13 protein-coding genes are annotated in these 11,546 nt (G+C 66.3%); 5 read left to right on the forward strand and 8 right to left on the reverse strand.

Annotation, left to right across the window (positions count from 1 at the left end):
* Nucleotides 1–121: 121 nt before the first annotated feature.
* The 4 genes from C1A30_RS03565 to C1A30_RS35520 are packed head-to-tail and all read right to left on the reverse strand — an operon-like array spanning nucleotide 122 to nucleotide 2,219.
* The gene (locus tag C1A30_RS03565; protein WP_235009635.1) at nucleotides 122–559 is read right to left on the reverse strand and encodes a hypothetical protein; all 438 of its coding nucleotides are present in this window, start codon (nucleotides 557–559) and stop codon (nucleotides 122–124) included.
* Nucleotides 556–1,689, reverse strand: a complete 1,134-nt coding sequence (locus C1A30_RS03570) for a nitronate monooxygenase (RefSeq protein WP_101946890.1) — start codon at nucleotides 1,687–1,689, stop codon at nucleotides 556–558. The genes C1A30_RS03565 and C1A30_RS03570 overlap by 4 nt, the downstream gene beginning before the upstream one ends.
* A 42-nt stretch (nucleotides 1,690–1,731) precedes the next feature.
* On the reverse strand, nucleotides 1,732–2,100 hold the full coding sequence (locus C1A30_RS03575; RefSeq protein ID WP_160112680.1) for an LLM class flavin-dependent oxidoreductase: 369 nt from the start codon (nucleotides 2,098–2,100) through the stop codon (nucleotides 1,732–1,734).
* Nucleotides 2,049–2,219: a hypothetical protein gene (locus C1A30_RS35520; protein ID WP_160112681.1), complete on the reverse strand. Its 171-nt coding sequence runs from the start codon at nucleotides 2,217–2,219 to the stop codon at nucleotides 2,049–2,051. The genes C1A30_RS03575 and C1A30_RS35520 overlap by 52 nt, the downstream gene beginning before the upstream one ends.
* A gap of 29 nt (nucleotides 2,220–2,248) precedes the next feature.
* On the opposite strand from C1A30_RS35520, the gene C1A30_RS35525 reads away from it, so the two are divergent.
* Nucleotides 2,249–2,395 (forward strand): hypothetical protein, encoded by a 147-nt coding sequence (locus C1A30_RS35525; protein WP_160112682.1) that lies wholly within the window; start codon nucleotides 2,249–2,251, stop codon nucleotides 2,393–2,395.
* Nucleotides 2,396–2,446: 51 nt separating this feature from the next.
* Here C1A30_RS35525 and C1A30_RS03580 read toward each other — a convergent pair whose 3' ends face one another.
* From C1A30_RS03580 to C1A30_RS03590, 3 genes are all read right to left on the reverse strand, one after another.
* Nucleotides 2,447–2,710 (reverse strand): hypothetical protein, encoded by a 264-nt coding sequence (locus tag C1A30_RS03580; protein WP_101946892.1) that lies wholly within the window; start codon nucleotides 2,708–2,710, stop codon nucleotides 2,447–2,449.
* 156 nt (nucleotides 2,711–2,866) lie between these two features.
* Nucleotides 2,867–3,634, reverse strand: a complete 768-nt coding sequence (locus tag C1A30_RS03585; RefSeq protein WP_101946893.1) for an HAD family phosphatase — start codon at nucleotides 3,632–3,634, stop codon at nucleotides 2,867–2,869.
* Nucleotides 3,635–3,649: 15 nt separating this feature from the next.
* Nucleotides 3,650–4,723, reverse strand: coding sequence for a diacylglycerol kinase (locus tag C1A30_RS03590; protein WP_101946894.1), 1,074 nt, complete (start codon nucleotides 4,721–4,723; stop codon nucleotides 3,650–3,652).
* Nucleotides 4,724–4,797: 74 nt separating this feature from the next.
* On the opposite strand from C1A30_RS03590, the gene C1A30_RS03595 reads away from it, so the two are divergent.
* The 3 genes from C1A30_RS03595 (at nucleotide 4,798) to C1A30_RS03605 (ending at nucleotide 9,752) form a co-directional block, all read left to right on the forward strand.
* Nucleotides 4,798–5,532 carry a glucose 1-dehydrogenase gene (locus C1A30_RS03595; RefSeq protein WP_067803424.1) on the forward strand — a complete coding sequence of 245 codons (735 nt, stop codon included), beginning with the start codon at nucleotides 4,798–4,800 and terminating at the stop codon, nucleotides 5,530–5,532.
* Between the two features lie 24 nt (nucleotides 5,533–5,556).
* Complete coding sequence (locus C1A30_RS03600) at nucleotides 5,557–6,900, forward strand: pyridoxal-dependent decarboxylase (protein ID WP_101946895.1); 1,344 nt, start codon at nucleotides 5,557–5,559, stop codon at nucleotides 6,898–6,900.
* Between the two features lie 83 nt (nucleotides 6,901–6,983).
* Nucleotides 6,984–9,752, forward strand: coding sequence for a sugar-binding domain-containing protein (locus C1A30_RS03605; protein WP_369974102.1), 2,769 nt, complete (start codon nucleotides 6,984–6,986; stop codon nucleotides 9,750–9,752).
* 82 nt (nucleotides 9,753–9,834) lie between these two features.
* Here C1A30_RS03605 and C1A30_RS03610 read toward each other — a convergent pair whose 3' ends face one another.
* Nucleotides 9,835–10,221, reverse strand: coding sequence for a PaaI family thioesterase (locus C1A30_RS03610; RefSeq protein WP_101946896.1), 387 nt, complete (start codon nucleotides 10,219–10,221; stop codon nucleotides 9,835–9,837).
* Between the two features lie 39 nt (nucleotides 10,222–10,260).
* On the opposite strand from C1A30_RS03610, the gene C1A30_RS03615 reads away from it, so the two are divergent.
* The gene (locus C1A30_RS03615; protein WP_101947607.1) at nucleotides 10,261–11,523 is read left to right on the forward strand and encodes a competence/damage-inducible protein A; all 1,263 of its coding nucleotides are present in this window, start codon (nucleotides 10,261–10,263) and stop codon (nucleotides 11,521–11,523) included.
* Nucleotides 11,524–11,546: the final 23 nt, after the last annotated feature.

An 11,546-nucleotide genomic window follows, 5' to 3' on the forward strand; every position in this document is an offset into this window, starting at 1 on the left:
CGGTCAGCCGGGCGGGGGAGTGGGCAGCCCCAACCGGTCCTTGATGTCGTCGATCTTGGCCTCGATGCGTTCGAGGTCTTCGGCATCGACACCGAACAACCAATGCTTGGCGCACCGCGGGTCAGACGCTCACCCAGAACGCGAGAAACGCCGACATGAGGACCAGACAGACCACGTGATCCAGACAGATCGCGCGCGCCAGCCGGGTCAGCTCACGTTGGCTCGCGGCGCCGGCTCCGAGTCGAACGGCGTTCGGCACGGTGCGGGTCAATGCCAGCATGATCGGCACCCCCGCCAACACGGTGAGCGCGACCATCAGCCATACCGGCTCACCCCCGGTCATCCAGTGAAACCCCAACGCGCCCAACAAAATCAGCATGACGACCGCGATGAGCAGGCTCATCGGCCGCGTGGTGGCGCGACGGTAATAACTGCTGACCGACGCAATCACGGTTTCAGGCAAGACGTCGGCGCCGCGGTGCCGGAGGACCTGACTGTCGAAGATCAGGTCCATCCACAACACGGCCAGCAGGAAGCCGGCCGACGCGGAGGCGATCAAACAGACGCAGCCTCGTTGAGTTCGTTCAGCGTGTTGGTCGCCTCGAGGTACTCCTGCACCCAGCGCTCGATCACCGCCGCGGACTTCTCCACCTTGGTGAACTGACCGACCACCTGGCCGATCGGGTTGAACGCGACGTCGACGCTCTCGTTCGGGTACTTGTGCGTGGCCGCGACGGCCATCCCGGACACCATGTACTGCAGCGGCATGCCGAGCGGCTTCGGGTTGTTCGGGTCCTCCCACGCCTCGGTCCAGTCGTTGCGCAGCATCCGGGCCGGCTTGCCGGTGAACGACCGACTGCGGACGGTGTCCTTGCTGGTGGCCTTCGCGTAGGCGGCATGCTGGACGTCGGTGTGCTCGGACTCCTCGACCATCACCCACTGCGATCCGGTCCACGCGCCCTGTGCGCCGAGCGCCAGCGCCGCGGCGATCTGCTGGCCGCTGCCGATGCCGCCCGCGGCGAGCACGGGTTTCGGCGCGACCTCCTTGACGACCTGCGGCCACAACACGATGGAGCCGATGTCGCCGCAGTGGCCGCCCGCCTCGCCGCCCTGCGCGATGATGATGTCGACGCCGGCGTCGGCGTGCTTTCGGGCCTGCGACGGCGAACCGCACAGCGCCGCGACCTTACGGCCGGTGTCGTGGATGTGCTTGATCATGTCGGCGGGCGGCGTGCCGAGCGCATTGGCGATCAGCGTGCACTTCGGATGGCCCAACGCGACCTCGACCTGCGGGGTCGCGGTCGCCTCCGTCCAGCCCAGCAGTTGCAGCGCATCGTCGTCGCTGTGTTCGACGGGCACCCCGTGGTCGGCGAGGATCTTCTTGGCGAAGTCGATGTGCTCCTGCGGAACCAGGTCGTTCAGCGTCTTCTTCAGCACCTCGGGATCCATGTCGGCGGAGTCCATGCCCTCGTACTTGTTCGGGATCACGATGTCCACGCCGTACGGGTGATCGCCGATGTTCTCGTCGATCCACTTCAGCTCGATCTCGAGCTGTTCCGGTGTGAAGCCGACCGCGCCGAGCACCCCGAATCCGCCGGCCTTGCTGACGGCGACGACGACGTCACGGCAATGGGTGAACGCGAAGATCGGGAACTCGATGCCGAGCTCGTCGCAGATGGGGGTGTGCATGCCTGCTCCTCGGGTGGGGCGGTCGCGAAACTGAAACGTGTTCTAGTTTAGTACGTCGCGGGCCATGATTTCAAAAGAGTCCAGGTCTGCGTCATCCGGCCAGTCCAGGACGAAGTCATCGATACCGATCGCCGCGAAGCTCGCGAACACCTCTTCGTAGGTGTAACGCCCCGCGGGCGGGTCCCACGGACCGAACAGCGTGTAGGAGCGGCGTATCGACGCGGGCTCCCGGCCGGCCCTTGCGGCGACGACGTCAATGGTCTGCGACTGTGCTGCGGTGGTGGCGAGGACTTCATCGGCCGACGCGCCCGGCCTGCCATGGGTGTTCCAGACATCGGCGCACTGCGCGGCGACGCGAATCACTGTCGGCGACTGCCCACCGACGGTGATCGGCAGCCTCGGGGTTTGCACAGGTCCTGCTTGGCCAATTGCGCTGGGGCGCGCAGGATCTGGTTGGCGACCAGGACGCCAAGCCTGATGCGCGACGTGTTCATCGCGCCCGCCGCGAGCACGGCCAGCTGTCGAACCACGGCGCTCGGCGGTCCTTCAGGTTGGCGCTGTGATCGGGAAGGAACACCTGATCGAAACCGAGACTTTCGAGCCAGACGATTCGCTCGACCAGCACGTCTATCGGTTCGTCGGGGTACAGCATGACGCCGAACATGCCCGGTGCAACACACCGGTGGCCGATTCGTTCCCGAAGTAGGGAACATGACATCCGTCATGTTCCCTACTTTCGGCCAGCGGGCGGCGCGGCTTACAGCGGCCGCGTCGAGTAGTACCCGCCGTCGGCGTAGTAGTCGCGGAAACCGTTGCCCTCATTGTCCTTGTAGTCACAGGTCGAGAAGCGCGTACCACCCTTGACGACCGAGGTGTACGTGCCACCGGCGGACTTGCATTCGCTCTTGATGGTCTTCTCCGAGATCTTCTCGGCGTTGGCGATGGGCGCGGTCGCAGATACCAATGCGCCCAACGCAATAGCGGCGGCGGCGGTCAATGCGCCAAGACGGGAAAAGTGCATGACGTGTCTCCTTGAGGCGGTGGCGGCCCGGCGGGCCACCCGGTGCAAGCCATTCTGGAGACCACGCGCATGCTGCGGGAATGGGGCGCGCACCGGCATTTGCCAACCCCGCATTGGGGATTGCCGACTGTGCACCGATAGGGGGATAGGGGCGGTCTAGTCGTAGCCGACCAATCGGCGCAAGGAGCGCCGCCTGCGGCCGCCTGTCCCGGTCACCTGCAGCACCGGCCATCCGTGTTCCGCCGCGGCCGCGGCCAGACCGGGCCGCGGGTTCACCGGGCGCGGCTGGCCGACCAGTTTCATCAGCGCCGCATCCTCGTCGCCGTCCGCATAGAAGTAACTGCGTTGCAACTCGACGTCGTTGGCGTCGCAGAACTGCGAGACCGCGGTCGCCTTGTTGCGGCCCCAGACAACAGGTTTGGCGATCCGACCGGTGAGCCTGCCGTCGTCGTCGACCTCGAAGTGGTTGCACAACACGTGACCGATCTCGAGGTAACGGGCCACCGGTTCGGCGTGGATGGTCAACGCCGACGAGCTCAGCACCACCGTGTGGCCGCGGGCCTGATGCGCCTGCACGATCTCGTGCATCGTCGGGAAGACCCGCGCCGCGACGCGTTCGACGAACAGCCGTTGGCCCAACTCGTCGAGTTCGGCCAGCGATTCGCCGCGCAGGTAACCGGCCGCCCGCGTCAACAGGTGCTCGAAGCGCATCCTGCCCAGTCGGTAGCGCATCGACGCCTCGATGACGCCGAGCACTTCACCGATGCGGGCCTGCCTACGTTTGATCCGGTCGCTGGCGTGTGCGGTGGCGGTGAACCCGTCCACCAGCGTGCCGTCGAGGTCGAAGAACGCGCCGATCTGCGGTCCGGCCTTGGCCGCGCTGATCTCCGCGATCGGGTCTGCTACCGGGGGCTCGACGGTCATCGCGCACCAGCCTACTTAGCCGGTGTACACACCTTTCCCTGTCACCAGCGGCATATCGAGTGTGGTCCGGATGCCCGGTGCTGCGGCCACCACGTCGGGAATGGCGTTCACGATCCGCCCGGCCGCCGCGAGGATGGCCGCGTAGTTGTGGTCGCCGTTGCGGCTGGTGGGGCAGATGTCCATCACGTACGACGGCTCGCCGGTGATCTCGACGCGGTACGACCCGCCGGGCTGCGCGGGCTGCGCCCAGTCCGGCCGCAGATCCGGACGTAACCGGGTGATGTGCTCGACGACGATCGCCGGCTTGCCGCGCACCATGCCCTCGATCTGGAAGCGGACCGCGGCGACGGTGCCCTTCTTGATGGTGCCGACGGCGACCTCGAAGTCCTCTGGCGCCGGCTCCTGTTCGACGGAGTCCTTGATCTCGTCGACGTCGATGCCAAGACCCGCCGCCAGCTGCCGGATGGCGGTGCCCCACGCGATGCTGAGCACGCCGGGTTGATAGAGCATCGGCAGATCGCCGATCGCGTTGCCGAAGCCCATCACCTCGAACATCACGGTCGCGCCGTCGTAGGTCGCGTAGTCGGCGATCTCCATCGTGCGCACAGCCTCGATGCTCTGACAGGTTCCGGCCAGCGCGAACGGCAACAGGTCGGTGGCGAACCCGGGGTCGACGCCGGTGAAGAACACCGTCGAATTGCCTTCTCGCGCAGCGTCTTCCACGCGCTGGATGTACTTGTCGGGGATCACCTGCCACGGGTACTGCAGGACGCCGAGGCCGGACCCGACGACGTCGATGCCCGCCGCGAGGATCTTGCGCACGTCGGCCATCGCGTCGGGCAGTCGGGTGTCGCCCATCGCGCAGTAGACGATGCAGTCGGGCTGGGCGGCGATGACCGCGTCCAGGTCGTTGGTCGCCGCGACACCGGTTGTCACGTCGAGCCCGGCCAGCTCGCCGGCGTCGCGGCCCACCTTGGCGTCGGAGGACACCCAGACATCGGTCAACTCGAAGCGCGCGTCGGCCACGAGTTGCCTCAGTGCGAGGCTGCCGCAGTTGCCGGTGCCGATGAGCGCGACACGGATCGCCATCCTGAGGGCTCCTCTCGCCCAAGAACTGGAACAGGTTCTACTTGTAGCACGCCCGCACGGTAGCCTGACCCCCCATGGGACGCGTGGACGGAAAAGTTGCACTCATCAGCGGTGGGGCCCAGGGCATGGGAGCCGCGGATGCCAAGGCGCTGGTCGCGGAGGGCGCCAAGGTGGTGATCGGCGACATCCTCGACGACAAGGGCAAGGCGCTGGCCGACGAGATCGGCGACTCCGCGCGCTACGTCCACCTCGACGTCACGCAGGCCGATGACTGGGAGGCCGCCGTCGCCACCGCGGTCAACGATTTCGGCAAGCTCAACGTGCTGGTGAACAACGCGGGCACGGTGGCGCTGGGCCAGATCGGCTCGTTCGACATGGCCAAGTGGCAGAAGGTCATCGACGTCAACCTGACCGGAACGTTCCTCGGCATGCAGGCCTCGGTCGAGGCGATGAAGGCCGACGGCGGCGGCTCCATCATCAACATCTCCTCGATCGAGGGGCTGCGCGGCGCCGTGATGGTGCACCCCTACGTGGCGTCCAAGTGGGCGGTGCGCGGGCTGACCAAATCGGCGGCGCTGGAACTCGGCCAGTTCAACATCCGGGTGAACTCGGTGCACCCGGGCTTCATCCGCACCCCGATGACGAAGCACTTCCCGGACAACATGTTGCGGATCCCGCTGGGCCGCCCGGGGCAGCCGGAAGAGGTCGCGACGTTCGTGGTGTTCCTCGCCAGCGACGAGTCCCGCTACTCCACCGGCGCCGAATACGTCATGGACGGCGGTCTGACGAACGACGTGCCGCACAAGTAGCGCTATCGGTGCAAGACTTCGGGTGTGCACGAGGTCGACCAAACCACCGAACAGATGGTGCGCAGTGTGCTGGCGTACGCCGAGAATCGGCTGCGGATGGATCCGGTGCCTCTCGACAAGGGTCTGCTGCCCGCCGACGAACTCTACGACCGGCTCGACGGGGTGATCCGTGCTCAGCCGCGGCCACCTGACGAGGTGCTCGGCGTCTACACCTCGGTGATCGCTCCAAGCGTGATCTCGGCCGACAGTCCACGGTTCCTCGGTTTCATCCCGGCCGCGCCGACCAAGGCCAGCCTGCTGTTCGACATGTTGGTGTCCTGCGCGTCGATCCAGGGCATCTCGTGGCTGGAGGCCTCCGGCGCAATCGCGGCCGAGAACAGCGTGCTGCGGGTGATCGCTCACGAGGCCGGCCTGCCAACCACCGCCGGCGGCTGCTTCGTATCGGGCGGCTCGGCAGGCAACCTGTCGGCCTTGGCCGTCGCGCGTGAGACCGCCAAGAAGCGCGGAGCCACCGGCAGGCTGCGCGTGGTGGTCGGCAGCGATGCGCATTCGTCGATCGTCAACACGCTGCGACTGCTGGAAATGGACGCGCTGGTGGTCGAGACCCCGGACCACCGGCTCACCGCGGACACCGTCCGCCAGGCGGTACCCGCCGATGCAACCAACGTCGCCGCGGTGGTGTGCACATCGGGTACGACGAATGCGGGCATCATCGACGACCTGGCAGGCGTCGGCGCATTGGCCCGTGAACGCGGTTGGTGGTTTCACGTCGACGGGGCTTACGGCGGCTCCGGCATCTTCGCGCGCTCGCTGAAGCCGAAGTACGTCGGCCTCGAGCAGGCGGACTCGTTCATCCTCGACCCACACAAGTGGTTGTTCACCCCGTTCGACTGCTGCGCATTGCTCTACCGCAACCCTGAACTGGCGCGCGCCACCCACACCCAAGACGCGTCGTATCTCGACGTCATCCATCCCGGGCAGGGCGAGTGGAACCCCTCCGACTACGCCTACCACCTGACCCGCCGCGCCCGCGGGTTGCCGCTGTGGTTCTCGATGGCGGTGTACGGGCTTGACGCATACCGGCAAGCCATCGAGGTGGCGGTTGCGCTGGCGAGGCAGACCGCCGAGCTGATCAAACAAGCCCCGCAACTTGAGTTGATCCGCGAACCCGACCTCGGGGTGGTGCTGTTCCGCAGGCTGGGGTGGAAGCCCGAGGACTACGACGCCTGGGCACAGCGGCTGCACGACGACCAGGTGGCCTTCATCCCGCCGACGAAGTGGGAAGGCGAAACGGTGGGCCGGTTCGCTTTCCTGCATCCGGGTACCCAGCTGGAGCTGGTGCGGGAGGTGTTGGCGCGCACGAAGTGACGGGCACCAATTCCGTTGCGCTGCTTGGCTGAGCCTGCACCACAGGCTGCAGGTACGGTGATGCGGTGGACGAGCAGAGGCCGGTGCGACGACGTCGACACATCGTCCTTCGAATCCTGCTGTCCATTGCGTTGCTGCTATTGCTCTGCGCGGCCGACTTCCCGGATTTCGCCAAGCCGGGACCCCCGCCGGGACAGATCGAGTTGGCCCGGGGCTGGAGCCTGGTCTCGGCGCGCGACGTGCACGCCGACGGCGCCGCACTGTCCCGGCCCGACTACAAGGCGACGGGTTGGCATGCGATTCCTCGGATGCCCGCGACCGTCCTGCAGACCCTGCAGCAGGACGGCACCTACCCCGATCTGTATTACGGCACCAACATGGCGACCGTCCCGCAGGACCTCTACAAGCAGGACTGGTGGTATCGCACCACGTTCGCCGCGCCCGCGGGTCACACCACCTATCTGCTGGAGTTCCCCGGCATCAACTACCGCGCCGAAATCTGGTTGAACGGGCACCTCGTCGCGGGCAGCGATCAGATTGTGGGCATGCACGTCAGCCACGAGGTCGACGTGTCGCGATGGGTGAACCAGGGGCAAGGCAACGCATTGGCGGTGAAGGTCACCCCCGAGCGCGCACTGCAGGACATCGACGGCGTGGAACTCGCCGACAGTTGGTACGACTGGATCAACTGGAACTACATCGGCTATCAGGGTCCCGGAAAGAATCCCGCGAACGGCAATTCATTCGTCCCCGACCGCAATGCGGGCATCTGGAAACCGGTGTACCTGAAGACCTCCGGCGCGGTGGTGCTCGGTCCTTCGACGGTCAACTCGCAACTTCCGCTTCCACGAACGGATTCCGCGAAGCTCACCATCTACAGCAGCCTGCGTAACGCATCGGCCCAGCAGGTGCGGGGCGTGTTGCGGGCAACCATCAGCAGGCCGGGCAAGCCCGATGTGGTGGTCGAGCAGCCCGAAACCCTTGGCGCAGGCGAACATCGCGACGTCAGCCTGACTCCCGACAAGTTCGCCCAACTCACAGTGCGCAAACCCGACCTGTGGTGGCCGTACACGATGGGCAGGCCAGATCTCTACGATCTGCGGTTGGAGTTCCGCCAATTCAATCGCCCGGTCGACACCAGCAGTCTGCGGTTCGGCATCCGCTCCGTACAGCAGTTCCGCGACAACGACGAGCAGTTCCCCGATGTCGGAAAGGGCGGGAACTTCTACCTCAAGGTGAACGGCAAGGACTTCCTGGTCCGCGGTGCGGCCTACACCCCGGACCTGCTGTACGCCAGCGACCCCAACCGCGACGCGGCGATCCTGGGCTACGTGAAAGACCTCGGACTCAACATGATTCGCCTCGAGGGCAAGTTCCCCGGCGACCGTATCACCGAGATGGCCGACGAGATGGGCATCCCGTTGATGTACGGGTGGATGTGCTGCAACCAGTGGGAGAAGTGGAACCAGTGGGACGACGAGGACAAGCGCGTCGCACAGGACAGCCTGCGGTCGCAGATCGAGGAACTGCGCAGCCACCCGTCTGCGTTCGTCTGGGCGAACGGCAGCGACGGCAAGCCGCCGCAGGACGTTCTCGCCGAATACCATGGCATCCTGTCGGATCTGCACTGGCCCAACGCGATCGTTGACACTGTCTCCTCATTGGCGGTCGACCCACACACCGGCGATCGCGACTGGGACGGCATACAGATGCTGGGGCCCTACAGTTGGCGGCCACCCAGCTACTGGTTCTCCGGCCGCTATCCGGCCGCCAGAGGGGCGACCGCAGAACAGGGCGACAACGAACAGATCCCGCCGTTCGCCAGCCTGAAGAAGTTCATCCCGCCCGACAAGCTCTGGCCGATCAACGACACCTGGTACTTCCACGCCGGCTCGGACGACAGGAACTCCAAGCTGACCAGCATCCGGCGCGCCGTCGACCGTAGGTACGGAACGGCCACCGGCGCCGAGGACTTCGCGCGCAAGGCGCAACTGGCGGACTACGAGTCGACCAGGGCCCAGTTCGAGGCGTTCGCCGCGGGCGGCTGGGACAACCACAAGATGACGATCTACTGGATGCTCAACAATCACTGGCCGTCGTTCTTCGGGCACATCTTCGACTACTACCTGCGGCCGGGCGGCGCGTATTACGGCGCGAAGAAGGGTTTGCGCCCGCTTTCGGTCGTCTTCGACTCGTACGCCACCGGCGACCACGACCACGCCAACGTCACGGTGGTCAACCAAACGCCAAGAGAACAAACGAATTTGACGGTGCGGGTGCGCACCTACGACTTACAGGGCCGGCTCCGTGACGACCGAAGCGCGGACAATATCAACGTGATCGCCGGGGGAGTGACACAAGCGTTGACGCTTCCGCGTCTGGCACGCGATTCCAGCGTGGTGTTCGTGCGCGCCCAGTTGCTCGACAAGGCCGGAAACCCTGTCACGGAGAACGTGTATTGGCAGTCCCAACAACTCGACGACATCGGCGATCCGAGTAACGATTTCGCGTTCGAACTGAAGCAGGCCAGTTGGGCCGACATGACCGGGCTGAATTCGATGCCGAAGGTGGCGCTGGACGTGTCGGCGTCCAGGGCCGCCGACCCGAGCGACAACCGGGTGACCATCCGCCTGCACAACCCGTCGCCGAACGTGGCGTTCTTCGAACGCGCCGAACTCGTCTCGACGCCCGACGGCGACGAAATCCTGCCGGTCGAATACAGCGACAACTACGTCACCGTATTCCCCGGAGAGACAGTCGAACTGCACGGCCAGGCGTGGACCGGTGTGACGCCGCACTGGGTGCGGGTGACGGGCTACAACACCCCGCCGCAACTGGTACCGGTCACCTGAGCCCGCCCTCGCGACGAACGTTCGTTACCGCTCGAAATTTTCGCGAAATTTCGAGCGGTACGGAACGTTCGCGCACAAGAAGTCAGTCCACCGCGGCGAAGTTGACCGTCGCTGTCGCACCGACCTCGTCGTCGTCGGCGCGGTAGATGTCGACCTGCACCACCACCGACCGCTTACCGGTGCGCAGGATCTTGGCGACCGCCCGCGCGGGACCGACCTTGATCGGGCGTAGGTAGCGGATGAACAGATCGGTGGTCGCGATGCCCATCCCGAACGAGGTGTACCTCGACGCCAGGTGGCCTGCCGTCACGTCGGCCATGGTCGCGATCAAACCGCCCTGCAGACCGCCTGCGGTGTTGACCGTGCGCTCATCGACCGGCATCTCCATCACCACGGTGCCGTCGGACGACGACACCTCCCGCAGGCCGAGCTGATCGAACAGCTCTCGAAGGGACTTGGGCGCCGTCACGGAGAACGAGGTTACCGGCCTACCGTAATGTCGATGACCGTGAGCGCACGCGCGGGCATCGTCGTCACCGGCACCGAGGTGCTTACGGGACGGGTTCAGGACCGCAACGGCCCGTGGATTGCCGACCGGCTGCTGGAACTCGGCGTCGAACTGGCCCACATCACGATCTGCGGCGACCGGCAGGCCGACATCGCGGCGCAGCTTCGCTTCCTCGCCGACGAGGGAGTGGACCTGATCGTCACCAGCGGTGGCCTCGGCCCGACAGCCGACGACATGACGGTCGCGACCGTCGCCGAATTCGCCGGTCTCGACCTGGTACTCGACCAGGCACTCGAGGACCGCATCACCGACATCCTCAAACGGCTGATGGCCCGCTTCGACAACGTCGACATCGACGCGGTGCGCGCGGCCAACCGCAAGCAGGCGATGATCCCGGTCGGCGCGCACGTGATCAACCCCGTCGGCACCGCGCCCGGCGTCGTCGTCCCCGGCAAGCCGACCATCGTGGTGCTGCCGGGTCCGCCCCGCGAACTGCAGCCGATGTGGCCGCAGGCGGTCGAGACCGAGGCGGTGCAGCGGGCGATCGCCGGACGCACCACGTACCGCCAGGACATGATCCGGATGTTCGGGCTGCCGGAGTCCGGGTTGGCGGAGACGCTGCGCGAAGCCGAGAACCGCATCGACGGCTTCGACCGGCTGGAGATCACCACCTGTCTGCGCCGCGGCGAACTCGAGATCGTCACGCGTTACGAACCCGACGCCGCAACGGTTTACGCGGACCTGGTGCAGCTACTGCGCGAGCATCACGGCCGCGAGATCTTCTCCGAGGACGGGTCACGGGTCGACGATCAGATCGCCCAGCTGCTATCCGGGCGCCGCATCGCGACGGCCGAATCCTGCACAGGCGGGCTACTTTCCGCGCGGCTGACCGATCTGCCGGGTTCGTCGGCGTACGTCGCCGGTGCGGTCGTGGCGTATGCCAACGACGCGAAGACCGAACTGCTCGGCGTGCCCGCCGACCTGATCGCCACCCACGGCGCGGTGTCGGAGCCGGTCGCAGAAGCGATGGCCGACGGTGCGCTGCGCCGCTTCGGCGCCGACACCGCTGTCGCGATCACCGGTATCGCCGGGCCGGGGGGCGGCACCGAGGACAAGCCGGTCGGCACGGTGTGCTTCACCGTGAAACTCGCCGACGGCCACACGTCCACCCGCACGCTGCGGTTGCCCGGCGATCGGTCGGACATCCGGGAACGGTCGACGACCGTCGCGATGCACATGCTGCGGCGGGCGCTGACCGGCTGACCCGGCGGTTTTTGTGGGTATCC

It is taken from the genome of Mycobacterium sp. 3519A, from assembly GCF_900240945.1.
Classification (GTDB): Bacteria; Actinomycetota; Actinomycetes; order Mycobacteriales; family Mycobacteriaceae; genus Mycobacterium.